The sequence below is a fragment of the Halomonas cibimaris genome (genome assembly GCF_039537045.1).
GTDB classification, from domain to species: Bacteria; Pseudomonadota; Gammaproteobacteria; order Pseudomonadales; family Halomonadaceae; genus Vreelandella; species Vreelandella cibimaris.
The window spans coordinates 196,493-221,981 of the sequence record NZ_BAAAZT010000077.1; the positions used below are offsets into that span (position 1 = coordinate 196,493).

Here is a 25,489-nt window from a genome sequence, read left to right on the forward strand (position 1 = left end):
GGGTCACGCCGTCGGCCCCCGGTGGCGCAGCCCGGCCAGCACCGTGGTCAGCAGCCGGTCGAGGAGCTGGTCGACCTGCAGCTGCTCGCCCTGCCAGTAGCCCAGCCGCTCGTTCAGCCCCAGCTGCACCAGCCCGTGAACGCTGCCCCACAGCATGCGCCCCAGCTCGCGGGCTTCCAGCTCGCCAAGCGCCGGCTGAAACTCGCGCAGGCAGGTTTCCACCTCGACAAACAGCGCCTCGATCAGCCCGCTCTGGCGCTGGTCGAGCTCGCCGCCGTCGGCCAGAGGATAGTCAAACAGCAGCTGCCAGCGGTAGCAGTCCTGCTCGGAAAACTGCCAGTAGGCGTGCACCAGCGAGCGCAGCCAGGGCTCCGGCGCGGCGGTTTTCAGGCTGCTGATGGTATACTGCAGCCGCGCCAGCGTCTCGACGTTGACGTACTGCAGCAGGTTGTGAAAACTGCCGTAAAGCTTGAGCAGGGTACTTGGCGCACAGCCTACCTCCCGCGCGATCGCGCGCAGCGACAGGTCATGAACCGGCCGGGTGGTTAACCAGCGATCGCAGACCGCCATCACCTGCGTATGGAGCGTATCGGGCGCATGCTGTCTGGGACGGGCCATGGCATTCTCTTCGGGTTGGCCTCAAGGGCTGTGATGAAAAAAACGGAGCGACTCGGCAAGGCGCAGCGCACGACAGCGCAGCGCACGACGCGTACGCTTTGACACCGGCGGCCGAGCGCTTAGGATACCCCAGATCGAACAGCGTTTTCGAGCTGTATTCCTGCCTTGCCGGCACTGTCAACCACATCAACACCACCCACGACGCACCGAGGCGCACATGACCGGACGCCTTTACGTTCCGCCGCTTGATCTGCCCCGGCTGCTTCCCGAGCTGGCCGGCGCTGACACGCTGAGCACCTCGCCCAATCTGGCCCCGCGCCGGGCGGTGTCGGCGGTGCGCCAGGCCCGGGGCGAACACCGCCTGTCACCGCTTTTCTGGGGGCTGACGCCGCCCTGGCTTGAAGTGCTCGACCACGCCCCCCACTGCGCCCGGGCCGAATCGCTCAACGCCCGTGCGATGTTTCGCGACGCCTTTTACGCCCGGCGCTGCCTGGTACCGGCCGGGGGCTTTTACGTGTGGAAACCCGGAACGCGAGGCAAACAGCCCTACCTGGTCACGCACGTTCAGCGTGCCCCGCTGCTGCTGGCCGGGCTTTGGTGTCGCTATTACACCACGCGCACCGCGTTCAACGACTCAGCGGCTTTAATCACCGTACCGGCCAGCGCCTGGCTTGCCCCGCTCAGCGAGCGCCTGCCGGCGATCATTGATTCGGCCAATGCCCGGCGCTGGCTGGACCCGGATACCCCGCTGGACCAGGCACAGCGGCTGCTGATGCCCGCCCCGCAGGAACTATTGGGCGCTTTTCCGGTATCAAAACAGGTTAACAACCCGGCCAACCAGTCTCCGGCCTGCGCCCATCCTGTGGGCCCGATGCTGACCGGCCATCCCTGATTACAGGAGCCCCCATGCTGTCACGCCTACGCCCTTTTTCGCCGCTATCGCGCCGCGCGCCGCTGACGCTGGCCACAGCGCTTGCGCTCGGCATCGCCGGGATGCCCGCTCAAGCCGCGTCAACGGTAGCTGATGATGCACGCATTGCGACCAGCCAAGCGCCGATCACCAGCCCCTTTGACAGCCGCGACTACCGCGTGCTGACCCTGGAAAACGGCCTGACGGCGCTGCTGGTCAGCGACGCCCAGGCCGATAAAGCCGCCGCTTCGATGAACGTTCGCGTCGGCAGCGCCCAGGACCCTGACGACCTGCTGGGCCTGGCCCACCTGCTGGAACACATGCTGTTTCTGGGCACCGAGCCCTACCCCGAGCCGAGCGCCTATCAGGATTACATCACGCGCCACGCCGGTTCACACAACGCCTTTACCGCCGCGCGCGATACCAACTATTTCTTCGACATCGAGCCCTCGGCGCTGCCCGGGGCGCTGGACCGTTTCAGCGCATTTTTTCTCTCGCCGCTGTTCAACGACGGCAAGCTGGAAAGCGAGCGCCGCGTAGTCGACTCCGAATACCAGGCGCGGCGGCGCAGCGAAAGCCGCCGGGAAAACGACGTGCTCAACCAAGTGCTCAACCCCGATCACCCCGGCACGCGCTTTTCAGTGGGCAGCCTTGAAACCCTTGCCGACCGCCCGGCGGATGCGCCGTCGCTGCGCCAGCGGGTCATCGATTTTTATCACGCCCGCTACGGGGCCAACGTCATGCAGCTGGCGGTTGTGGCCCCCCAGCCGCTTGATCAGCTGGAGAAGATGGTTACCGAACGCTTCGCCGCAGTGCCTGACCGTCGCCTTGAACCCCCCACCGTTGATGCCCCGCTGGTGACAGACGACGCGCTGCCCGTCTACCTGGAGCGCCAGACACTCAAGGACAGCCGCCAGGTGCGCTTTTTGTTTCCGGTGCCCGACCCCCAGGAAGACTACGCCCACAAGCCCACCCAGCTGCTGGCCCATCTGCTGGGCGATGAAAGCGAAGGCAGCGTGCTGGCGGTACTGCGCGATGCCGGCCTTGCCGAAGGCCTTTCGGCAGGCGTTGGCCGCCGCGACGGCGAACACGCGCTGCTAAGCGTCAGCGTCCGCCTGACCCCCGCCGGCGCCGAGCGGCTCGACGACATCCAGGCCACGCTGTTTGCCGCCGTTGACAACATCGCCGCCAACGGGCTGGAGGCGTGGCGCTATGACGAACAGGCCGCGCTCAAACAGCAGGCGTTTCGCTTTCAGCAGCACGGCGCGCCCCAACACGAAGCCACCGAGCTTGCCATGCGCCTGTCGCGCTATCCGGTCAAAGACGTGCAGTACGCCCCCTACCGCATGGACGGCTTTGACCTTGAACGCACCCGCGCCTATCTCGCGGCCTTGACGCCGGACAACATGATTCGCGTGTATTCCGGCCCCGAGGTCACAAGCGAGCGCGTCTCGCCCTGGTTTGATACCCAGTGGCAGCAAACCGCGCCCGACAACGCCGGCGGCACCGCTCTGCAGGGCCTGTCGCTGCCCGGGCCCAACCCCTTTATTGCCGATGACCTGACCCTGCAGGACGGCCAGGACGACAAGCCAACCATGCTGATCGACGACGCTCACTTCGCCGCCTGGCACATGGCCGTGGACCGCTTTGATACGCCCAAGGTGGAGTGGCGAGTCAGCCTGCAGCATCCCAGCGTGCGCCGCTCGGCCGAAGAAGCCGTGCTGGATCGCATGCTCGCCGGCTGGCTCAACGACAGCCTCAACGAGGCGCTGTACCCCGCGCGGCTGGCCGGCCAATCGTTTAACGCCTACGCCCACGCCCGGGGCATGACGCTGGCCTTCTCCGGCTGGCGCGACGGCCAGGCACCGCTGATCGAACGGGTAATCACACAGCTGCAAAGCGGCGACATTCATCCGGGCAGCTTTAAGCGCGTACAGCGCCGGCTGCAGCGCCAGTGGCGCAATGCGCCGGATGCCTCGCTGATCGGCCAGGCACGGCGCACGCTGGATCAAGCGCTGCTCACGCCGCGCTGGTCCAGCCAAGAGCTGCTGGCCGCCAGCCAGCGCCTTGAGCGCCACCACCTGGAAGATTTCCGCCGGCGCTTTGTTGACCGGCTCTACGTCGACGCCATGGCCGTGGGCAATGTGACCGCCGAGCAGGCCACCGCGCAGGCCCGGTCCGTCAAGCAAACCCTGCGCCCGCGGCTGACCCGGGACGCCATTCCCAGCCTTGAGCCGCTCGCCGTCAGCGCCGAGCCTGCCGTGCTGCGCCCGGACAGCACCCGGGATGAATCGCTGGTGCTGCGCTATCTGCAGGGCAGCGATGACACCCCGCGCCAGCAGGCCGCCGTCAGCGTGCTGGCCCAGTGGCTGCAAACGCCGTTTTACCAGCAGCTGCGCACCGAAGAGCAGCTGGGCTATATCGTCAACGCCGGCTACTACCCGCTGCTGGACGCCCCGGGCCTGGCGCTGGTGGTGCAGTCTCCCAACACCGACAGCGCCGCTGTGGCCGCGCGTATTGATGCCTTTATGGTCGCCACCGAAGCGCGCCTTGACGCGCTGGACGAGGCCACGCTTGCGCCCTACCGTCAGGCGGTACACAGCCGGCTCACCGAGCGCGCCACCGGCCTTGGCCGGCTTACCGGCCGCTACTGGCAGGCCACCGCCCGGGAAGATGTGCGCTTTGATCGTCGCCTGCGCCAGGCACAAAAAGCGCTGAACGTAAGCCCCGATGCGCTGCGCGAGCTGTGGTCAACGCTGAAAAAGCGCTCGCTGGATCTGCGCTTTGACCCGGGCGACAAGCCCAGCGACGTGGGCGCCTATCGCAGCGGGCTGAGCGCGTTTACAGCCGAGAACTAGCCTTGCACTCCTGTAGAAACGCCAAAGGCCGCTACCCGAAGGTAGCGGCCTTTTTTATCACCATGGACGGCCGATTTTTATCCGTCAAACGCCTGGGCGGGGAGCATGGCTTCCACGTACATCACCAGCTCTTCGAGTATCCGGCGCGAATGGTCGTCCAGCGACTGCTGATTGTACTGTTCAATCTCGCGGGCGAAGTCCTTGAGGGTGAACCCCGATAGGGCCGGATTGTTCAGCCGCTCCCAGCGAAACGCCTCCCACCGGGCCCGCTCTTCGCCTTCCAGGGTTTCCGGATAGCTGCGCGCCCGGTAGCGAAACAGCATCTCCTCAAGCCTTGGGTCCTGAAAGGCAAAGCGCTGGCCCACCAGGTCCCAGGCCGGCGTCCGGCGCACCTGCTCCATCTGCTGGCGATCGGCGCGGGAGAAAAAGCCGCCGGCGTATAGCATCAAATCCGGATCGGCCACCTCTTCCCGGGGCGGGGCGGCAAACACCTCGGCGGCCTTGGCCGCGATGCCCGGTGTTGCATGCAGCGCTTTCCAGTGGGTGCGGCAGGCCGGCAGATCAATTCCCAGCCGTGCCACCAGGTCACCGTATTCGCCCCGGTGCGGGCCATCCACGTCCTTGAGAAAGCTGGCCGGGAACAGCACCGGGCAGCGGTTGATGTGAATGACCTTGAGCGGGATGCGCGCCTCGCCCTCGCTCAAGTCGGCCTGGCTGACAAACACCCGCTCGCGGACCTGCTCGGCGGAAAGCGCCAGCAGGTCATCCGGCGCTACGCTCAGATCGTACACGATCACCCCGTTGGGGTTGGTCGGGTGCTCGGCCAGCGGCATGACCAGCGCACTGCAGGCCCGGCTGGCCGGGTAGCGCCGGGAAATATGCAGCATCGGCTTGGCCTCGGGCAGGTTTAACTGCCGGGCCACGGCGCGCTTGCCGCGCCTTTTTAGCAGGTAGTCAAAAAGTCCGGCGTTTTTTTCACGCAGTAGCCGCGCCAGGGCGATGGTGGCGCGCACGTCGGCCAAAGCGTCGTGGGCGCCGGCGTGCTCAATGCCGTTGGCCGCGGTCAGGTCTTCGAGCTTGAAGCTGGGCGCGCCGTCGTCGCGCAGCGGCCATTCAATGCCCGCCGGGCGCAGCGCGTAGAACGCGCGAACCACATCGATTAAATCCCAGCGCGAATTGCCGTTTTGCCATTCCCGAGCGTACGGGTCGATCAGGTTACGATAAAAAAGCTGGCGTGTGACTTCGTCGTCGAAGCGCAGGCTGTTGTAGCCCACCACGCAGGTGCCGGGCTCGCTCATGCAGTCAAGCACCCGGCCGGCAAACTCGGCTTCCGGCAGGCCCCGGCGCTGCGCCTTTTGCGGCGTAATGCCGGTGATCAGACAGGCCATCGGGTGGGGCAGGTCGTCGTCGGCGGGCTTGCAGTACAGCGTGACCGGCTCGCCGATTTCGTTGAGCGCGGCATCCGTGCGTATGGCCGCAAACTGGGCCGGCCGATCCCGGCGCGTATCGGCACCGAAAGTCTCATAGTCGTGCCAGAGAAAGCTGGCCGGTGCGGCGTTGGGTGGCGCCATGGAAAAGCGGTCTCCTCTCAGGTTTTCGGCAAAGTCACGTTAAGCTCCAGCACCGAACAGTTATCTTCGCTGTCCATGGATATCTGCACGGCATCGTCGTCGATATCCACATAGCGGCGAATCACCTCAACCAGCTCGCGCTCCAGCGTGGGCATGTAGTCGGGCTGGCCGCGCTGGCTGCGCTGATGCGCCACGATAATCTGCAAACGCTCCTTGGCAACCGGCGCTGACTTTTTACGCTCGCGCTTTAAAAACTCCAGAAGTTTCACCGGCGACCTCCTCCGAACATGCGGGTTAACAGGCCTTTTTTCTGGGCTTGATGAAAGCGTAACGGTATGTCTTCACCGATAAGGCGCGATACGGTGTCAGCGTAGGCCTGACCGGCATCGCTTGCCTCATCGTGGGTGACCGGCACGCCCTGGTTCGACGCGCGCAGCACCGCCTCGGATTCGGGAATCAGCCCCAGCAGATCGATCGCCAGTATCTCGCGAATGTCGTCCAGGGTCAGCATATCACCGCTGGTCACCCGGTCCGGGTTATAGCGGCTGATCAGCAAATGCTCCTTGACCGGATCCTCGCCTTTTTCGGCGCGCTGCGTCTTGGCTGCCAGAAGCCCCAGAATACGGTCGGAGTCGCGCACCGACGAGACCTCGGGGTTGGTCACCACAATCGCCTCGTCGGCATAGTACATCGCCAGCTGCGCACCGCTTTCGATGCCCGCCGGCGAATCGCAGATGACAAAATCAAAGTCTTCCTTGAGCTTTTCCAGCACCTCGGCGATGCCTTCCTGGGTCAGCGCGTCTTTGTCTCGGGTTTGCGAAGCCGGCAGGATAAACAAATTCTCCACGCGCTTGTCGCGGATCAGCGCCTGATTCAGCCCCGCCTCGCCTTGAATGACGTTGACCAGGTCATAGACCACGCGCCGCTCACAGCCCATGACCAGATCCAGGTTGCGCAGCCCCACGTCAAAGTCGATGACCACGGTTTTTTTGCCGCGCAGGGCAAGCCCGGTGGAAATAGCCGCTGCAGTGGTGGTTTTGCCAACCCCTCCCTTGCCTGACGTTACTACAATAATTTTGGCCAAGGTTACGTTCCTTTCGGTAGCGCCAATCGCATCTGCAAGTGGCAATAGAGTCCGCCGCGCACGGGGCGCGGCAAGTGGCGCACGGCTCTGCTGTGCCCGGGCCTGCCTATGCGAGAGGCTTGATCTCAAGTTGCTGATGATGAAAACGCACCTCTGCAGGTGCGTTCAGAAGGCGCGAGTCGATATCTTCCAGGCGTTTGTAGTTGCCGGCCACGGACAGCAGTTCGGCTTTGAGTTCGCGACAAAAAATCGCCGCTTCCCAATCACCGTGGATGCCCGCCAGCGCTCGCCCGCGCAGCGCGCCGTACACGTGAATATTGCCGGCGGCCAGCACCTCTGCCCCGGCATTGACCGCCCCTACCACGACCAGGTCGCCGTCGGCGGCGCTCACCTGCTGGCCGGAGCGCACCGTGCCGCGATACAGGCGGGCGCCCACGACCGCTGCGGCCTCGGGCGGGGCCTGCTCTGCCGGGGCCGCCTCGGGCGGGGCCGTCTTTGAACGCGCTTGCGGCGCTTTTTCCACGCTTGTCAGGCGCCGAGCAAGCGGCTCTTCTGCCGGCGCAAACCAGCCCAGCCCCAGCGCCCAGGCCGACTGGCGCACCGGATCTGTACCGCCACGCACGGCAACCGGCAGCAGTTTGTGATCGCGACAGGCCGCGCAGATGCGCTCCAGCGACAGGTGCGGCGCATCGAGCTTTTCCACACTCAGCACGACCGGTGTATGCTGAAAGAACGCCGGCGACTGGGTACGCTTGCTTTGCAGCTGCTGGCGAATGCGCTCCGGATCGGCACACCCCAGCTCCATTACAGTCATGGGCAGCATGCCGCCTTTAAACGTAAAGGCCTCTTCGGCATCATCCACATTGAGGCTCATGGCCGAAACTCCATGTCTGGATCGGTAAGATAGGCTGGCGCACCGGTGTGCGCCGAGCAGCAGGATAACACTCCCCGCAACGCCGACCATGCTTTTGCCAAAGCTAAGCGACAGCGTGGGCAACTGCAACCACCAACGGCCGATCGCCCTTTTTTTTCACGTTCGGCCCTTTTTATGCAGGATAAGACATGCAAGGACTGTTACGTCGCCTGTTCGCTCCCCGCTGGCAGCACGCGCGTGCCGACGTTCGCCGCCGGGCGCTTGAGCAGCTCGACCCCGCCCGGCCCGAGGATCGCCGCGGGCTGCAGGCGCTGGCCCAGGACCGCCAGGCCGATATTCGCCTCGCCGCCCTGTGCCTGCTCGATGATCTGGCAGGGCTGGCGCACGCCTTCAACGAGCAGCCCCAGGACAGCCGCTGGCGAGAGGCGCTGATCGCGCGGCTGAGCGGCCGCGACGGCCACAGCGCGCTGCCCGTGCGCCAGCGCCTGCTCGCAACGCTTGACGATGCCGAGCTGCTGCGCCGCGTCGCCTTTGAAGGGGACAATCTTGATCTGCGCCTGGCGGCCCTGGCCCGCCTGGACGACGAAAACGACCTGATCGAGCAGGCCTGCCACAACCGCATCGCCGCTGTGCGCCACCGGGCAGCGCAGCGCGTGACCAGCGAGGCGGGACTCAAGCGGCTGAGCAAAGAATCGCGCCGTGACCGGCACGTCGCCCGGCAGGCACGCGAGCACCTTAGTCGCCTGAAAGCCGATGCTCAATGGGTTCACAGCCAACAGCAGCGCCGCCACACCCTGCTGGAACAGCTGGAGCGTCTTGCCCGTTCGGTGTGGGAGCCGTCTTATCCGGCGCGCCTGCACCATTTGCAAAACGAGTGGGAAGCCCTTGGCCACCCGCCGGATAGCGACCTTGAGGCGCGCTACCAGCATGCCGTCACCCGCTGCGAAAAAACGCTGCACGATCACACCGCCGCCGAACATGCCCGTGAACGCCACCGCCTTCACCGCCTGGCAGCGGAAGACGAGCGCCAGACGCTGCTCGAAACGTTTGAAAACGGCCTGGCCGAGCTCGGCACCGGCCGAGCCCCCAGCGCCCAGGACATCGCCAGCCTGCGCGCCGGGCGCCAGCTGGCCGGCCAGCAGTGGCAGGCGCTTTCCGATACGCACCCGCCTGAAGAGGCCACCCGCCAGCGCTACGCGCAGGCCATGCAGCGCTACGAACGCTACACTGCCGCCTGGCAGCGCTATCTTGACGCCGCCGAGGCGCTGCAGGCCGCCCTTGCCAGCGCCGACACCCGCGCCCTCGCCGAGCAGATCGAGGCCTGCCGGTGGCCCGACGAGCTGGCGCTACCGCCTTTGCTCGATCAGGCGCAACGCCGGCTGCAAAGCCGGGAAGCGCCGCCGGCCGATACCGCCCCGGACCCGGACGGCCTGCACCAAGCGCTCGATACGCTGGAGCAGCACCTGGAACGCGGCGAGTTCCGCGCGGCCAGCCGCCTGCACCAGCAGCTAAAACCTCAGCTTTCCCAGCCGCACAGCCCCGACGCCCACACGCTCAAGGCACGCTTTAAGCGCCTTGGCGCGCAGCTTGCCGAACTGCGCGACTGGCGCGGCTTTGTTGCCGGCCCCAAGCGTGAGCAGCTGTGCGCCGGCATCGAAACTCTGGCCGAAGACACCGAGCTTAGCGACACCGCGCTGGACCGCCGCCACCGCCAGCTGGTCAAGGAATGGAAAGCGCTGGGAGACGCCGCTGCCACCCGGGAGCTTGCGCGTCGTTTTCGCACCGCCTCGGACCGCATTCACCGGCGGCTGGCACCCTGGCGCGAAAGCCGTCAACAGCTGCGCCGCGCCAACCTGGCGGCCCGCGAAGCCCTGTGCGAACAGCTGGAAATGCTGTTGGAACAGCCCGCCGACGATGCCGACCCCGACGCCCTGCGCCAGATTCGCGACCGTTCGCGCCAGCAATGGCAGCACTACTCGCCGGTGCCTCGCCAGCAGGCCGAAGCCGTAGGACGCCGCTTTGGCCGCGCCCGCCACCGCTTGCAGGCCTTGATTGATCAGCGCGCCCAGGACATCGCCGCACAGAAGCGAACGCTGGTTACCCAGGCCCAGGCGCTGGAACAAGGCCGCGAGCCGCTTGACCGGCGCATCGCCCAGGCCAAAAAGCTACAGCAGCAGTGGCGCCGGCTGGGCCGCGCGCCCAAAGGCGAAGAAAAAGCCCTGTGGCGCGCCTTTCGCCAAGCCAGCGAACGCCTTTTTGCCGCGCGCGAGGCGCAGCAAAGCGAACGCGCCGAACGCCAGCAGCAACGCCTTGACGCCATGCAGGCACTGCTTGAACGCATGGACGCCTGGCAGCCGCAAAGCGCCGCGGACGCATCGACGCTGGACGACTTTGTGCAGCAGGCAGAAAGCCTTGAACCTCTGCCCCGGGGCCGGCGCAGCCAAGGCATGCGCAAACGCCTCAACGGCATTGTGCGCGCCCGGCGCGAGCGGCTTGACCAGCTGGCAGCCGATACCGTGATATCGCACTGGCAGCAAAGCCTTGCGCTGCTCAACGCCCATCTGGACGCCGATCAGGCCATGCTGGACGGCGCACCCGCCGCAGACGTGGACGCACAGCAAGTCCTTGACGCACCGCTGCAGGCGCCGTTCATTGATGCCCATCATCAGCGTAACGCCAGCCGCCGCCGGGCCGACGCGCTCGACGCGGCCACCCAAAGCGGCCAGCGCCTCGCCCGTCTGCGCGTGCACCTGTCACTGCTGGCCACCGGCCAGGTACGCCAAAGCGACGAGCCGCTGCGCCTGGCCATACAGGTAGAGCGGCTGAAGCGCGGCCTCGGCCAGACGCGCAGCACCGCCGACGAACTGCGCGACATCCTCGCTGAGCTGCTCGCGCTGGGCCCCATGCCGCGGGCAACCTGGAACGCAAGCGTGGGCGATCTTGACGCGCTGGTACGCCAGATTTCCGGCGGGCAGGGCAACGAGCCGGCCAGCGCCCACAAAAAGGTTTGACACTGGCGAAAAAATTGGTAGTATACGCCCCACGTTGATGCGGGGTGGAGCAGTCTGGTAGCTCGTCGGGCTCATAACCCGAAGGTCATCGGTTCAAATCCGGTCCCCGCTACCAATATTTCGAGAGGCAGATCAGTAACTTACTGGTCTGCCTTTTTTGTTGTCTGCCTGTCTAAATTCTTCTGTGACACCGGTGTGACAGCCCATACCCATTTTGCTTGGCAAAGGCGTCACATGCTGTTCAGGATGGCGTTTGGCTACTGCACATGCCTTTTGTCGACACAGGCTACCATCATGCGAGGAGACCGGCCGACTGTCCCTGGCTTTTTTCTATCAAGGGTTATGCTGCCGCGAACAAACAGCTCGCATAAGGCGATATCAGTAAGGCTGATCCTGCCCCACAATGTAGCGCCGTGAAGTCTGTGATCATTGGGATCGCCGCGCTGGAGCGTGCCGTAAACAGCCACGCAGGGGCACTGCATGATGTCGCGCTGCAGATGATCCATCTCGGGCATTCCTAAGTTAGCATACCGGCATATCAATCAACGCAAGATTCAGCGAGGCCGACCATACCGCCCCATGCTGTAGGCTTTTGCCCTGTTTGGGTCAAACACCACAGCACCGGATAGCCGGGGGCGTTTTGCGGCACGTCTATATGGCCGTCGGTAAAGGCCACCAGCACGTCCGGCGGCGTGGCTTCCAGCGCGGTAAACACCGGGCGGATATCGCTGCCGCCGCCGCCGTGGCATTCCCACTGGTTCAGCCGGTACAGCTCGCTTTCATCCAGCGTGGTGCGCCGGGCCACCCGAGTGTCGAACTCCAGCACGTCAAGCTGTACGCGGTCGCAGGCGCCTAGAATCCCCGCCAGCTCGCTTAAAAAGTGTGGCAAATCGCGCTGGCAGCTGCCGCTGGTGTCCAGCGCAACCGCAAGCGAGAGCGTTTGGCTGCGCAGGCTGGGCAGGTACAGGCCCTGGTATACGTGCCGGCGCGACGGCGGTAGCCACCGGCGATTGCCGCCCAGCGTATTTTGTATAAACGCGGCCAGCACCTGCTGCCAGGGCACTTCCGGCCGGCGCAGGCCCTCCACCAGGGTGCGAATATGGGCCGGCAGGCTGCCTTTTCCGTCCTGGCGCTCTACCTGCTGGGCGGTGGCCACCAGCCGCTGCTGCCAGCGCCGAGCGTTATCAGCACTCACCGGGCGCGGGGTAAAATCGGGGTCGTTGACCTCGCCCTCGTTGCCCAGCAACCCGCCAACATCGTGCACGTCCAGCGTTTGACCGCGGAGCGGCCGCGAGCCTGTGCTCAGCCGCGCATAGATCTGCTCGGCGGATTGGCCAGCAAAGCCGGCGTGATACAGCGCATCGTCCGGGCAGTGGCCCAGCAGGCTGCTAAGCAGCGCGTTGATTTCGTAGTCGCAGGCGTGGTTCCAGCGCTCGGCCTCGCGGCCAAGCTCGCGCCGGTGATGCCCCAGCGCGCAGTGCCAGACTTCGTGCGCCAGCACAAAGCGCCGGTCGGCGTCGCTGCGCGCGGCCATAAACGCGGCGTTGACGAATACCGCCTCGCCGTCGGTGCCCGCAGTGGGCAGGCGGTCGTCGACCACCGCGATCAGGTTCAGCTGCATCATCAGCCGCGCGGTAAACGGCTGGCGCGTCATCAGCCAGGCGCGATCCTTTTCGCAGGTCTGCTGCACGCGGCACTTTAGCTGCTGCTCGTCGGCGTTGGGCGCGCGCTTAGCCATTCAGCCCGTCCTCCTGCGCCTGTGCTTCTTGATGCTCGGGCGACGTGGCGTCCTCGCCGACGGCCCCCATCCGGGCGCTGAAGTGCTGATAGAACACCTCGCCGTGCTGCTCGCTCCAGGCGGTAAAGTCCGGGTGGCTCAAAAGCGCCAGCGTCCGCCGCTGGGTGGCGGCTTCGTCCGGCCCCTGCAGCGCATCCAGCAGGCAGAGCGTGGCAAAGTCGGCGGTAAGCTCGCGGCTGATGGCAAAAAAGCGCCCCAGCCGCTTTTGCGTCGCGGCACTGTCCGTTACCACGTCATCCACGCCTTGCCATAGCGTATGGGCCAGCCCCGCGCAGAAGGCGTAGCGCTGGTCGGCGCGCTCGGGGATAACAATGGGCGCCTGACCTGCGAGCATGGCCGGAATATCCGGCAGCTTTTGCGCCCACTGGCGAAACGCCAGAAACTCGGTGCCGGCGCCCTCGCCGACCAGCCCGTGAACGGTAAGCGCCTGTACCTCGTCGGGCAGCTGCGAGCCGTAAGTCAGCGACTGGGCCACCCGCGCCCAGCTGCGCGGGCTGGGCCAGCCCTGTTCGACCGCGCCTTCCATGTCGAAAAAGCACTCGGGGCGAAAGCGCAAAAAGGCAATCACGTCCGGGTGCAGCCCCTGGCCGCGTGCCCAGCGCACCCATACGTCCAGATCCGGCGCCAGGTTAAGATGGCAAAAGCGGTTGGCCAGCGCGCTGGAAAACGTCTGCGCCACGGCGCGGTCGGTCTGGCGGTTGCCCGCCGCCACCACCAGCCAGCCCGGCGGCAGGCGGTACAGATCTCCCAGCCGGCGATCCAGAATCAGCTCGTAGGCGGCCACCTGCAGGCTGCGATCGGCGGCGGTCAGCTCGTCAAACAGCAGTATGCCGCGGCTCTTTGGGTCCCGGGGCCATTCGCCGGCCAGCAGCCAGTCCACCACGCCGCGCTCGCGGTCCGGCACCGGCAGGCCGCGCAGATCCACCGGCTCACGCTGGGCCAAGCGAATGTCGATAAAGCCGACGCCTTCGCCCTCGGCGACCTCCCGCACAATCGCGCTCTTGCCCACCCCGGGCGCGCCCCAGAGCATCACCGGCGGCAGTTCGGCGGCAAGCTCGGGATGTTCGTGAAGCTGGCGCAGCTGGTGGGTCAAAAGCGTCTGGGCGTTATCCGGCGTGGCGTACATGGGCAGTTCTCCTGACAGGCATTGCGGTTAGCGGTTGGCTCAAGCGTGGGAGGCGTGTTCCGCGGGCGGCGGCATCAGCGCCAGCTGCACCAGCGTCTGGCGGACTCCCTGAATTCGTTTGACCGTCTCCGGGTTCACCCGCCGAGAGAAGAACAGGGGCAGCACCAGCTCCCCATCTTCTTCCGTCAGGTAGCGCTGTAGCCACGCGTCCGGCTGACGGGAAAGCGTCATCAGCAGCGCACGGGTTTGCCCCGGTGCCAGGCGCAGCAGCTGCCCGGCGCGCTGGGCCAAATCCTCACCTGTGGTCATTTCCAGCGTGGCGCAAAGCACGGCCTGACGCTGGGCCGCGCTGATATCCGGCACGTTCAGCAGCCGCGGCAGATAGCCGGCGATGCCGTCATGCTCACGCTTCAGATTGACCTCCGGCCAAGTGTCCTTGCCGTATAGCTTTGTCAGTATCTCAAGCGCCAGCCCGGCAATCGCCGGTCGCGCCGCTTCAGCGGTGGCCAGGCGCAGCACCTGCACCAGTTTCTCCTGATCCAAATAGCCCTTTTTGGCGTACACCGCTTTGCGCAGGGTGACGCCGTAGCGGCGGGCATCCTCGCTGTGGGGCACGCATAGCGCCCACAGCTGCAGATCGTCACGCTGGCCTTCATCCTGCCGGTCGTCGGGGAGTTTCCAGTGCCAACGGGCATCGGCGTGCTGGTAGTGCGCTAATGACAGCGCCGGCTGGCGACGCTTGCGCGAGCTGCGGCACTGGCGGGCGCTCAGGGTGCGGCGGCACTCCCAGAGGCGCGCCGGGTCAACGCCCTTTTCGGCCAGCCGACGCAGCGAGGTTAAGCTGTGAAACACCGCGTGGGGCGTTTCGCTGCGGGCCATGACTTCCAGCAGCCCCTCCAGCAGATCCTCTTCGCCGTCTTCCACACGGGTCAGGGTTTGGCTGAGCGTGGCCTCGTCGATGACAAAGCGCGCGCGGTCCAGCAGCGGCGCCGGCACGCTGCCGTAGCAGTCCACCTCCTGATCATCCGGCAGCGACACCTCTTCAAGATCGCGGCAGTGATACAGCGACAGCCGCTGTGCCTGCTCAAGCGTCAATCGCGCAAGTGCCGGCGCATGCAGCTGCACGCTGCCCCAGCGTCCGGCAAGCGCAAGCACCGGCGTGTTGCCATGCAGTACCAGCCGGCCGCCGGCATTTTCATGTTCGTCTTCTGCCGCTTGCGCCGTCTCGGCGGGAACCGCCCCGGCCTGTGCCAGCATTCCGGCGCGGCGCACCTCTACCGTACCGTGGCCATTCAGCACCAGCGCTTCCAGCCGGGTGGCGTTGTCCAGCCGCACCCGAGGGGAGCCTTCCACCGTGCACTGCGTCACTCGCTCGGCATGGGCGATCAGCCACTCCGTTTGACCTGAAAGCGTCAGCCCACCGGGCAGCACGGCCGGGTTCATAACGACGGCCAAGTCACCTTCAGCCTCCGCGCCGGGCGCCAGATCATCAGGCAGCGCGTCCTGCCCCAGCAGCCGCACGCCGCGCCAAACGCCAGCGTCTTTGCCGGCACGCACGCTGAACGTGCCGGCCTGCCAATCGGCGTCAATCTCGGTCACGGCGCCGTGAATCACAAGCGTCGGCGGCAGCGTTAACGCAAACAGATGCACCACAGCGCCTTCGCCCCCGGCCGGCAGGTAGACGCGGCGCAGTAACGGCAGCTCGCTGAGCTGCAAATGCAGGCAAGCATCGGCAGAGCAGCCGCTGAGGTCAATCGCCTCCAGCTGCCGGTCACCGTGTATGTCCAGCGCCCGCAGATGCGGATTATCAAGCATCAGCCGTCGCCCGCCGTCGGCATTGCCGACCGCGCCAACCAGTGCTGCCCCACCGCTGCTGTCCAGAGTCAAAGTGTCTATACCGCCTCCCGTTACTGATACCCTTTCCACTTGGGTTGCCTCAAGCGCTTACCCAGTCAGTGTATCGAACGCGTGCGACATAATGCGTCGCATAGAGGGGTAGCACGACAGGTAAAAGCAACAATAAAGGCCCGCTGAATGCGCAACGAAAACGCTCGACTCATCCCCTTTTACCAGGGGCAAGGCAGCCAGCGTCGCTCGGTTAACGTCATGCTTGAGTTTTTGGGCCTGACTCGCGGGGAAGACAACGCGATCACTCAGCCGACGTTAGCAACGGCGCTACAACAGGCGGTAATAAGGCTGGGCACCCGTTACGGCTGCGTATCGGCCGAGTCGGTGGCGTATTGGCATGGGCTAATGCAAATTAGCTTTTGACCGCTTATCCCTTGATTTCAAGGACGACAATTTGAAAGGCACGGCCGGCTACGAGTTCATGGTTACTATCGAGTGATGGCCCCAGCGGCTGCGAGTAAACCAGGTTGATATCCGTATCCCCCAAACCGTCCGCCTCAAGCGCAGTGTTCAGGCGCTCAAGCAAGCGGTCTGTCGTATCTTTTTCGGCTGGGCAGCGGCGCGTTAACACCAGGTAGTTGGTCTTGAGGCTATGACGCTCGGCCTGAGCCGAGACCTTGGCCAAACGCCTGATATCGGTGATCAAGCCGCGCATGGCATCGCCGCGCTTGAATTCAATAATATGCGCCGTTCTCCCTTTTTTGCCGGTATGAAGCACCAGGTCAAAACGCCCGTCAGAACGCAAGTCGGGATCTTGCAGCAGCTCCTCAATATCATCAGCGCGCATTTCGGAAGCTTCCAGAGTGCGCTTTACCGATGACTCAAGGCGGTAACCAAAATTGATGAAGTGCTCGGCAAAATAATCGGCCACCCGAACGGCCATAAAAAATTCGGGCATACGATTCAGAGAAGAAAGCGACAGGTTTTGCGCATCGTCATGAGCTGCCAGCAGAGCATCAATAATGGCGTTTATTCGATTGTTGGGTGATGACTTCATCTTGTTATCCTTAGAGTGGGCGAGCATAGGCGCTGAGTGTAACTTGCTCATTACTATGCATTCGTTACATCTTACACACACGCCCTCGAATCATCGCCCCAAACTTGTTCTTGTGCATGTGGCGATCGATAGTCGCCACCGCATTTTGCCGATGCGCGGCGGCTGTTGGATGAGCTTGCCAGTAATGGGCTGAGCTGCTGGGCACAAAAGGTCCGTGCGATTTCCTACGGGTTGTGACTGCCACCCTGAATCTGGAATATTCAGTGCAAAGATCGCTACGCCAGCCAAGCACCCGCCTCGCCTTACGACATGCTGTGTCGCATCAGCCCCGCATAATGTAGCCATCCACACTTCTGGAGGCTGCCGTTCTATGGCTCATATCGTTTCTTCGCCGCAAAAGTCCTCTACTGCTGAATCATCTCTATCGGAACGGGCCCAACAGGAACTATCCAAATGGCGCGAGGATCGCACGCATTGGCACGAGTGTTTTCCAGTCATAACAAAGCTTGCCGAGTGCCTGACGCTTACGCCGCTGGAAGGCATTCAGAACTTTACCGCAAGCACAGACGGACGCCGTCTGTTCTTTTGCCCTGCCCATAGCGCCACGCTAACCGACAAAGCGCGTCAATTTCTGCAGATGCATCTGCTTTGGCACTGCCTGGCCGGGCACCTAACCGCGCCGCTGGTGAATAGTCCCCACTGCTGGCACCTGGCCTGCGATCATGAGATCAACGCCCTGCTGCTGGCGCTTGACGTTGAACTGCCGTTAAGCGCAGTGCTGTTTCCCATCTGCTATGGCCAAAGCGCCTACCAGGTCTATCACTGGCTGGCCAATCATCCGGCGCCGCACACCGAGATTGCTCAAGATATACATCCAGCAGCGCTGTGGGCTTATCAAACTGCCCAACATACCTCGCCGGCACTGGCGACCCTGTGGCAGCGCCGAGCGCACTTGCTTGCTCGGGAAACAGCCACCCTGCCATCTGCAGTGGCTGGCTTTTGCGCGTCGCGCTAGCAAAATGCGACACACAATGCCGCACCTCGGTGATAGCCTAAGGGGTGCCGCAGCGCGCGACGCTGTTAACTCCACGGGGAACGGGGCGAGGCCGACAACCACAATGCTGACGATAACAAGGCTGGTCCCGGCATGGCTGACTCAGCGGCGCACGGTTCCCAAGCGCCAGCGGCAAACGCCGCGCATGCAAACGCTGGATGTTTCCCGGGCCGTGGGCTACCCGCTCACGCTGCACGTCGCCGCCTGGCGCTCAAAAACGCCTTTTGCCTGGCACAGCCTGCACGACGGCGAACCGCTGGCCCGGGGTGACTTTTTGTCTTCGCCCGGCATAGCGTGGGAGATGCTACAGACGCTGCAGGGCGATGAGCTGCTGGCCGGCGTACCGGCCGCCGTGCGCGCCGTGATGGACTGGGCGCCTTTTTTGGGCATCGAGCTGGCTCAGGCGTGCGGCCGGCTTGGCGCCGCGCGGGAACTGGCGGAAAGCTCGCCGCTGCTGCTGATTTTGCTGGTCGAACTCGGCACCCGGGAAGGCTGGACGCCGGAGAGGATGGCGCAGCAGTTGGCGCAAAAGCAGCCCGATCTGTGCCGCACGGCCGGGCTTCGTGGCACCAAATCCTGCGCCCGGCTTGTCAGACGCTGCCGGCTGCGCCCGTTGACCCGCGGCGAGCTGCCGGCTATACAACGCACCTTAAGCCATAACGGCAAACTGGCCGCGCTGCGCCACTATCCCTCCCTGCGCGTTGACCACCTGCTGTTTCTGGCCGATCTCGACGTCGCTCGCTGGCCGGGCCTGCCTGCCATGCTGGATGAGCTGCTGGCCTATCACGCTGACGGCCAGCGTCCGCCCGCGGGCAGCACCACACGGCTGACGCAGACCCTTCACGACGTGGAGCGAATGCTCGGCCCGAACGACCCGAGGCCCCGGCGCATTGATTCGCTGGCCGCGCTGAATCGTCTTCACAACCGGCTGGTCGCCCGCTTTAACAGGCCCCACCGCGGTATGGCGCAAGCGCCACACCCTATTACGCTGCTGCAGCAATACGGCCATTACCCGGCTCCGCCGCTGGCAGGCAGTGAGGACATTACCCCCATCCGCAGCTGGCACGAACTGCTGCAGGAAGGCCAAACCATGCAGCACTGTGTGGGGGCCTATCACGCTGCCGTGGCCGCGGAACAGGTGGCGATTTATCATCTGCGCGCCCCTGAGCCGGTCACCGTGGCGCTACGCCCCCAGGGCAGCGGCTGGGCGCTCAGCGAAGCCAGCGGCACGGCTAACGCAAGCCCCTCACCTGCTGCCATGGCTAAGCTTCAAGCCTGGCTTGCTCGAGCATAACGCCGGCCAATGCTTTCCACACACTGAGCAGGAGCCCGCATGGGACACGCACTTTCTTCTGTCACCGCCTTTTACCGCGGCGAGACCGGCGATCACCAGGGCCGCATGATCCAGGATATCTGGGCGCTTTCGCCGTTCTGGCTGGAACACACCCACGACTACGTGCAGTGGCTTTTTCCGCTGCCCGAGGCCAGCCGCTTCAATACGTTCGCCCCGCTGTTAAGCGCCGCCGACCGCCGCGCCTTCGCCGAAGACCCAACGCTGCGCGAGCGCCAGCGACGCTCACTGGATGTCATGCTGGCCTTTTTCGGGCTTTATCGCCGAGAGCAGCACATCGACGCACGGTCAGAGCTCAATATGCGAGAACATATCTGGCTCAAGCGCGGCGGCCACAACCATCTGCGGATTTCACGCATCATCCGCAGCCTGCACCTGTGCCACCAGCCCGAGCTGGCTGCTTCCTTTCAACAAGCAGTTATCAGGCTGGGCACCACGCAGGGCGTCGTCTCCGAACAGTCGCTGGCCTACTGGCGTCAGGCCAACCGTTAAACGCCGGCAGGCAGTCGATGCGCATTGCATCGCGGGATATACTGCGGCCCACTTTTTTGACGCATACCGGGACTTTCATGTCAGACCTTCGCGATACCCTGTTTCGTTACCTGACACTGCTGCAGCTGATTCCTCGCTACCCGGGGCGGGCGTCGACGCCGGTGCTGAAGGAAAAGCTGGCCGAGCGCGGTTTCAACATCGACACTCGTTCGCTGCAGCGCGACCTGCGCGATCGCCTGTCAATGCATTTTCCACTGACCTGCGACGACAGCCAAAAGCCCTACCGCTGGTACTTTGACCGGGAGTTTCAGTGCCACCTGCCGGCGCTGGACGTGCCCAGCGCACTGACGCTGGTATTGGCGGAAGAATACCTCAAGGGATTGCTGCCGCCGGTGGTGATCGGCCAGCTGGCTCCACAGTTTACCGATGCCCGGCGGCTTCTGGATGAGCTGCCGTCCAACGGGCTGAGCCGCTGGGCACAGAAGGTACGCGCCATTCCCAACGGCAAGGCGCTGATCCCGGCGGAGCTTGACGAGGCCGTCTGGCAAATCGTGACCGAGGCGCTGCTGACGCAAAAGGCCATCGACGTCACCTACCTCTCGCGCTCAAGCGAAAGCCAAAAGGCGCTCACCCTGCACCCGCAAGGGCTGGTCAGCCGCCACAGCGTGACCTACCTGCTGGCCACGGTGAACGACTACGCGGATATCCGTCAGTTTGCCCTGCACCGCATCAAGCACGCGGCCCTGAGCGACACGTCGTGGAACGCCCAGCCGCAGTTTGATATTGACGGCTATATTCAAGGCGGCGCATTTGGCTACCGGCAAGGGGAGCAAGAGGTCATCCTTCAGGCCGATATTGCCCGGCCGGTCGCCTGGCTGCTGCAGGAAACGCCGCTGGCCGAAGAGCAAAGCATCAAGCCACTGCCCAACACCGACTGGCAGCGGCTGACCGCCCGCGTGCCCGACGACCAGCAGACTCTATGGTGGCTGATGGGTATGGGGGCCAACGTCAAGGTGCTCGAACCCGCTGCCTGGCGCGAACAGCTGAAAGCCACCGCCGAGCAGGTGCTGGCACAGTATGCCGATTAACAAGGAAAGCTCCGTGTCATCTCACACCACTTTGCTGCACCTGGCGTCTCTTCTACGCCAGCGCTATGCACGCCGGCCGGATTTCAATCTGTTTACCACACTGCGAGGCGCAAGCGATGAAGTTCGCCTGCACTCGCGCTTTATCGCCGCCATGCTTGATCCACAGGCGCATGATTTGGGCCATGCCCCATTGCAGGAGCTGCTCAGCCACTGCGGTATCAGCGACTTTTCGCTGGAAGGAGTCAGGGTGGAATGCGAGCGCTGGAACATCGATATTCTGGTGACCAACACCCGCCGCCAGGCACTCTTCATCGAAAATAAAATCAACGCTGGCGACCAGCCCGAACAGCTGGTGCGCTACCACCAGCAGCTACAAACAAGCGGCTACCAGGAAATTCACGCCTGCTACTTGAGCCTTGACGGCGGCGATCCCAGCGCAAATAGCCTTGGCGATCTTCGTGAGCGTTCCTACGCAAGCTACACCGCGCTTGGCTACTACGCCGACATGGTTCCCTGGCTGAACAATCTACTGGGCCGTGCCGCCCTTGATCCGCCGCTGCGCGAAAGCCTCGCTCAGTATTGCCAGCTCATTTTGCAACTAACCGGACACGACATGAACAACGATCACCTGACGGCCCTGACAGAGACGCTGCTTCAGGGCGATAACCTTCAAAGCGCCCACGATATTCGCCTGGCTTACGATGAAGCGTTGGTCAACCTGCATGCCCGACTCTGGCGGCACCTGAAAACACGGATTGAGCAGCAGCATCCGGCCATGGCCGAGCAGCTTCACGCAGATTCCTGGAAAAATACAGCGCTGGACGGTTATTGCCGCGACTACGCCGAAAGACGCCGCGACAGCAAATACTTCGGCCTTTACTACCGCATACCGGGCTACGGCGAGGAAGCGTGCATCGGTATCGAGATAGAGGACGCGATTTACTGGGGCGTCTACTGCTGCAAGGACAGCGACCCCAAAAGCTATCATGCCATTTGCAAGCAGCTGGACGAGCATGGCCATGCCGGCAGCCGCAATGTCTACTGGCCCAGCTACCGCTATGGCCAACAGCCCATGACGTTTCGGACACCCAACGCCGACATGCTGGCCGTTTTATCGGACCCCGAACGCTTTGACGCACTGATCGCCACCATGGCGGATGAGTCAGCCCAGCTGTGGAACATTTGCCGACCACTTTGATATCGACAGCGTTGCTAACGGCCAGCCTTGTATGACTTCCCTCTCAGCTCTGCAGTCGCGTGCCCGATTCCCCCGTCCACGAGGCTGAGCCACAAAGCGCAGGGAATCGGCCAATTTTACCAAACGCGTCGACGATAGCTTCACGATTGCGTTAAACCACATGCCCCTGGCGGCGCGCGCAACGATGGCCTGTGACCAGCGCCGTGAAATGGCGCGTCATGCCAATGACGACACAGCGCTCGCTGCCTCAAGGTCAAAAAATGCCGTAAAAATCGTTTATCATTCTGTGACACCTTTAACGGCGTCATTTTGCGTAGCACCTCCCGCCTTCATGTTCAGCCCCATTTCACCTTGACCCGTGGGCCGCCCATGGATTTTACCCTTGAGCCGGAATCCATCGCCATACAGCCGATATCGAGGAGGTAACGCCATGTGGGGCAACATGATGACGCATATGGGAGGCCATAGCTGGGGGCACATGCTCCTGGGCGGCGCCATGATGGTGCTGTTCTGGGGCGGTGTTATTACGCTGGTGATTTTTCTTGTGCGCGGGCTGACGTCACGCCGCCGCCATACGGCTTCCCGGCCATCGTCCTCTGCCCTTGAGCTGCTGGAGCAGCGCTATGCCCGGGGTGAAATCGACAGGCAGGAGTACGAGGCGCGCCGCCGCGATCTCGAATCGTGACGGCCAGACACTACCGGCACAAAACGACAGGAGGCACTCATGTCTCGCAAACACCGTCTCGGCGTCAACGAGGCAACGCTGGTCACGCGGAAGCTACGGCTCACGCCCGGTCGTTTTCCCGACGTGCAAAAGGCCATCGCAGACATCGACCGGCTATACGGCCTGGACGGCGTGTCGTTTAACCGCCGCCGACAAACGCTGCGCCTGGCCTACGATGCCTCGCGCATCGGTATTGAGCGCGTCGAGGAAATACTTGCCAAGCACGACATGCACGTCAGCCGCGGGTGGTGGAACCGCACCCGGGCAAACCACTACCGCTTTGTGGATCAAAACATCAAGGACAACGCCGCCACGGAGCCCTGGAGCTGCCATTAGGGTGACAGCACTCCCAGCACCCACTCAAAGCCCAGGCTTGCCCCGAGCAAAACCGCCAGGGTGAGATAAAGCACCGCCCCGGACCCGCGGCCCAGCACGTGCACCTCGCCCCGGGGCTCCTTGAACACGGTCACGGCGATCACGCGCAGGTAGTAGTACAAAGACACCAGCGTGTTCAGGGCCGCCGCTGCGGCAAGCCAGGTATACCCCGCCGCGATGGTCACCTCGAACAGCAAAAACTTGCCGAAAAAGCCCACCAGCGGCGGAATGCCCACCAGCGACAGCAGCGCCACCGCCAGCGCGGCGGTGACCAGCGGCCGACGGTAGGCCAGGCCGTGGTAGTCCTCGATGGCCGTGCGCCCCCGCAGGTAGGTGACCACGGCAAACGCCAGCAGGTTGGCCAGCGCATAGGCCGCGAGGAACGCCAGCAAGGCCGCCTGGCCCCCCACGCCGCTTTGAATCACCACAATGGCCATCAGCATATAGCCGGACTGGGACACGCTCGACCAGCCCAAAAGCCGCCTTACGTCCGTCTGGGCAAGGGCTGCCAGGTTACCCAGCGTCATGGTAGCGACGGAAATCAGCGCAATCACCCCGGGCCACATCAGGGTGTCAGGCAACAGCGTGACAAAGCGGGCCAGCGCCACCGCCGCGCCGATCTTGGGAATCACGGTCAAAAACGCCGCCACCGGCGCCGGGGCCGCCTGGGCCACATCGGGCATCCAGGCGTGGGCCGGGGCCGCCCCGAGCTTGTAGGTTAACCCCGTGATGATGCAGACCACCGCAATGCTGAGCGCGAGGGTGTCGGTGCCGGCGTGAAAGACCTCGGCGGCCCGGGCGTAGTCGGTATCGCCCACCAGGCCGAATACAATCACCACGCCAATGGTCAGTAGCGCATTGGCCAGCGCGCCGATAAGAAAGTACTTCATCGCCGCTTCCAGCGCCGGGGTGAAGCCGCGATGGTAGGCCGCCAGCGGATAGCCGGCGGCGGAAGACAGCAGCACCCCGACCACCAGCTCCATGGCGTCGTGGGCGGACGCCATCATGATCGCGCCCAGCAGCGAAAACAGGCACAGCGCGTAATACTCGCCGTGGCGCGGATCGCTGCGCATCCAGTCCGGGGACAGCGCGACCGCCACCGCGGCGCTGAGAAGCATCAACAGCTTGGCGGCAACGGCCATGTCATCTATGACCCAGACGCCGGAAAACACCGGCCCCGCAGGCGCCTGCCACTGGGCGAATGTCCCGGCACCCGCCGCCAGCAGCGTGATAAGCGCCACCGCGGCGGCCCACGCCTGACGCTTACGCGGAACAAACGCGGCCAGCAGCACAATCGCCACTGCGCCCAGCAGCAGCGTGATTTCGGGGAGCAAATGACCCAGGGGCATCAGCGACCTCCGATCAGCAGCACGCCGGCGTTATCGATCACCTGCAGGAGAAAACCGGGATACACCCCGACAATCACCACTCCCAGGCCCAGCACGCTGAGCACCGTAAGCTCCGCGCGGTTGAGGTCCTTGAACTCGATTAACGCATCCGGCAGCTTGCCGAAAAACAGCCGGCGCAGCATATCCAGAAACAGCGCGGCGGTGACCAGAATCCCCACCACCGCCAGCACCGCAAGCCACGGGTAGACGGCAAAGGTGCCGGCAAAAATCTGAAACTCCGCGACAAAGCCCGCCAGCCCCGGCATGCCCAGGCTGGCAAACGCCAGCAGTACGGTCAGCCCGGCAAGCCTGGGCGCTCTGGACGCCAGGCCGCCGTAACCGTTCAGGTCGTAGCTGCCGGTGCGGTACCAGAAGCTGCCGCAGATCAGAAACAGCGCGCCGGTAATCAGCCCGTGGGCGACCATTTCCACCGTCGCCCCGGTAAGCGCCAGCTGCCTGGCCGCCAGGTTATCGCTGACGCTAGCGGCAATGGCGATGCCCAGCACCGTATAGCCCATGTGGTTGATGGAGGTATAGGCAATACGCCGCTTGAGATTCCCCTGACCCAGCGCCACCAGCGCCCCGTAAATAATCGCCACCAGCGCGATCGCCCCGACGACTAACGCATGGCGGGCAAACGTCTCCGGCAGCATCGCCAGCGGCAGGCGAATCATGCCGTAGGTGCCCATCTTCAGCAGCACGCCGGCCAGAATCGCCGAGGCCGGCCCCGGTGCGTCCACGTGGGCCTGGGGCAGCCAGGTATGCAGCGGTACCAGCGGCGTCTTTATCGCAAGCCCCAGCATCAGGCCAAAAAACACAAGCCCCGCATAGAGCCCGCCGCCGGCCAGCGGCTGCTGCTGGATAATCAGGCGCATATCAAAGCTGGGCGTCTCCAGCGAGAGATACAGGCCGATAATCCCCAGCAGCAGCGCCAGCGAGCCGGCAAAGGTAAACAGGAAGGTAACTATTTAGCTCATGCTGCCTGATCCAGCTCGTCCTCTCGCATGAAGGCAGGCACCTCACCGGCAAACAGTTGCTCCAGCGCCGTGTGCGCCGCCAGGCCC

General features: G+C 64.1%; 22 protein-coding genes and 1 tRNA gene. 12 read left to right on the top strand and 11 right to left on the bottom strand.

What is annotated here, in order from left to right:
* Positions 1-3: 3 nt before the first annotated feature.
* A complete protein-coding gene (locus ABD654_RS12030) occupies positions 4-618 on the bottom strand; it encodes a TetR/AcrR family transcriptional regulator (RefSeq protein ID WP_344705128.1) in 615 nt (204 codons plus the stop codon).
* 217 nt (positions 619-835) lie between these two features.
* Between ABD654_RS12030 and ABD654_RS12035 the strand changes: the two genes are divergently transcribed.
* Both ABD654_RS12035 and ABD654_RS12040 read left to right on the top strand, forming a co-directional pair.
* On the top strand, positions 836-1,510 hold the full coding sequence (locus ABD654_RS12035; RefSeq protein ID WP_344705129.1) for an SOS response-associated peptidase: 675 nt from the start codon (positions 836-838) through the stop codon (positions 1,508-1,510).
* 14 nt (positions 1,511-1,524) lie between these two features.
* Entirely contained in the window at positions 1,525-4,386 is a 2,862-nt protein-coding gene (locus ABD654_RS12040) for an insulinase family protein (RefSeq protein ID WP_344705130.1), read from the top strand.
* Positions 4,387-4,463: 77 nt separating this feature from the next.
* On the opposite strand, the gene sbcB is transcribed toward ABD654_RS12040, so the two are convergent.
* The 4 genes from sbcB to minC form a co-directional block, all read right to left on the bottom strand.
* Positions 4,464-5,957, bottom strand: coding sequence for an exodeoxyribonuclease I (gene sbcB / locus ABD654_RS12045; protein ID WP_344705131.1), 1,494 nt, complete (start codon positions 5,955-5,957; stop codon positions 4,464-4,466).
* A gap of 17 nt (positions 5,958-5,974) precedes the next feature.
* Positions 5,975-6,226, bottom strand: coding sequence for a cell division topological specificity factor MinE (gene minE, locus ABD654_RS12050; protein WP_344705132.1), 252 nt, complete (start codon positions 6,224-6,226; stop codon positions 5,975-5,977).
* Entirely contained in the window at positions 6,223-7,041 is an 819-nt protein-coding gene (gene minD / locus ABD654_RS12055; protein ID WP_344705133.1) for a septum site-determining protein MinD, read from the bottom strand. Before minD ends, minE begins: the two co-directional genes overlap by 4 nt.
* Before the next feature lie 106 nt (positions 7,042-7,147).
* Entirely contained in the window at positions 7,148-7,915 is a 768-nt protein-coding gene (minC, locus tag ABD654_RS12060; protein WP_344705134.1) for a septum site-determining protein MinC, read from the bottom strand.
* Between the two features lie 188 nt (positions 7,916-8,103).
* Here minC and ABD654_RS12065 point away from each other — a divergent pair, with 188 nt between their 5' ends.
* Both ABD654_RS12065 and ABD654_RS12070 read left to right on the top strand, forming a co-directional pair.
* Positions 8,104-10,926 (top strand): DUF349 domain-containing protein, encoded by a 2,823-nt coding sequence (locus tag ABD654_RS12065; protein ID WP_344705135.1) that lies wholly within the window; start codon positions 8,104-8,106, stop codon positions 10,924-10,926.
* A 38-nt stretch (positions 10,927-10,964) separates the two neighbouring features.
* Positions 10,965-11,041: transfer RNA gene (locus ABD654_RS12070), tRNA-Met, on the top strand.
* Positions 11,042-11,464: 423 nt separating this feature from the next.
* Here ABD654_RS12070 and ABD654_RS12075 read toward each other — a convergent pair.
* Genes ABD654_RS12075 through ABD654_RS12085 form a run of 3 tightly spaced genes read right to left on the bottom strand, consistent with a single transcriptional unit; the run spans position 11,465 to position 15,737 of the window.
* A complete protein-coding gene (locus tag ABD654_RS12075; protein ID WP_344705136.1) occupies positions 11,465-12,664 on the bottom strand; it encodes a vWA domain-containing protein in 1,200 nt (399 codons plus the stop codon).
* On the bottom strand, positions 12,657-13,850 hold the full coding sequence (locus tag ABD654_RS12080) for an ATP-binding protein (protein ID WP_344705137.1): 1,194 nt from the start codon (positions 13,848-13,850) through the stop codon (positions 12,657-12,659). Before ABD654_RS12080 ends, ABD654_RS12075 begins: the two co-directional genes overlap by 8 nt.
* Positions 13,851-13,889: 39 nt before the next feature.
* Positions 13,890-15,737: a hypothetical protein gene (locus ABD654_RS12085; RefSeq protein ID WP_344705138.1), complete on the bottom strand. Its 1,848-nt coding sequence runs from the start codon at positions 15,735-15,737 to the stop codon at positions 13,890-13,892.
* A 147-nt stretch (positions 15,738-15,884) separates the two neighbouring features.
* On the opposite strand from ABD654_RS12085, the gene ABD654_RS12090 reads away from it, so the two are divergent.
* On the top strand, positions 15,885-16,121 hold the full coding sequence (locus tag ABD654_RS12090; protein WP_344705139.1) for a hypothetical protein: 237 nt from the start codon (positions 15,885-15,887) through the stop codon (positions 16,119-16,121).
* 4 nt (positions 16,122-16,125) lie between these two features.
* On the opposite strand, the gene ABD654_RS12095 is transcribed toward ABD654_RS12090, so the two are convergent.
* Positions 16,126-16,755 carry a hypothetical protein gene (locus ABD654_RS12095; protein ID WP_344705140.1) on the bottom strand — a complete coding sequence of 210 codons (630 nt, stop codon included), beginning with the start codon at positions 16,753-16,755 and terminating at the stop codon, positions 16,126-16,128.
* A gap of 370 nt (positions 16,756-17,125) precedes the next feature.
* Between ABD654_RS12095 and ABD654_RS12100 the strand changes: the two genes are divergently transcribed.
* From ABD654_RS12100 to ABD654_RS12130, 7 genes are all read left to right on the top strand, one after another.
* Complete coding sequence (locus ABD654_RS12100; RefSeq protein ID WP_344705141.1) at positions 17,126-17,770, top strand: DUF2201 family putative metallopeptidase; 645 nt, start codon at positions 17,126-17,128, stop codon at positions 17,768-17,770.
* A gap of 103 nt (positions 17,771-17,873) precedes the next feature.
* On the top strand, positions 17,874-19,103 hold the full coding sequence (locus ABD654_RS12105; RefSeq protein ID WP_344705142.1) for a PcfJ domain-containing protein: 1,230 nt from the start codon (positions 17,874-17,876) through the stop codon (positions 19,101-19,103).
* A gap of 39 nt (positions 19,104-19,142) precedes the next feature.
* Positions 19,143-19,652: an opioid growth factor receptor-related protein gene (locus tag ABD654_RS12110; protein ID WP_344705143.1), complete on the top strand. Its 510-nt coding sequence runs from the start codon at positions 19,143-19,145 to the stop codon at positions 19,650-19,652.
* Positions 19,653-19,729: 77 nt separating this feature from the next.
* Positions 19,730-20,740 carry a helix-turn-helix transcriptional regulator gene (locus tag ABD654_RS12115; protein WP_344705145.1) on the top strand — a complete coding sequence of 337 codons (1,011 nt, stop codon included), beginning with the start codon at positions 19,730-19,732 and terminating at the stop codon, positions 20,738-20,740.
* Positions 20,741-20,753: 13 nt separating this feature from the next.
* Positions 20,754-21,938: a PDDEXK-like family protein gene (locus ABD654_RS12120; protein ID WP_344705146.1), complete on the top strand. Its 1,185-nt coding sequence runs from the start codon at positions 20,754-20,756 to the stop codon at positions 21,936-21,938.
* Between the two features lie 442 nt (positions 21,939-22,380).
* Positions 22,381-22,623: an SHOCT domain-containing protein gene (locus ABD654_RS12125; RefSeq protein WP_344705147.1), complete on the top strand. Its 243-nt coding sequence runs from the start codon at positions 22,381-22,383 to the stop codon at positions 22,621-22,623.
* Between the two features lie 39 nt (positions 22,624-22,662).
* Positions 22,663-22,998, top strand: a complete 336-nt coding sequence (locus ABD654_RS12130; RefSeq protein WP_344705148.1) for a cation transporter — start codon at positions 22,663-22,665, stop codon at positions 22,996-22,998.
* Here ABD654_RS12130 and ABD654_RS12135 read toward each other — a convergent pair.
* Both ABD654_RS12135 and ABD654_RS12140 read right to left on the bottom strand, forming a co-directional pair.
* The gene (locus tag ABD654_RS12135) at positions 22,995-24,386 is read right to left on the bottom strand and encodes an NADH-quinone oxidoreductase subunit N (protein ID WP_344705149.1); all 1,392 of its coding nucleotides are present in this window, start codon (positions 24,384-24,386) and stop codon (positions 22,995-22,997) included. The genes ABD654_RS12130 and ABD654_RS12135 overlap by 4 nt on opposite strands.
* Positions 24,386-25,393, bottom strand: coding sequence for a complex I subunit 4 family protein (locus ABD654_RS12140; protein WP_344705165.1), 1,008 nt, complete (start codon positions 25,391-25,393; stop codon positions 24,386-24,388). The genes ABD654_RS12135 and ABD654_RS12140 overlap by 1 nt, the downstream gene beginning before the upstream one ends.
* Between the last annotated feature and the right edge of the window lie 96 nt (positions 25,394-25,489).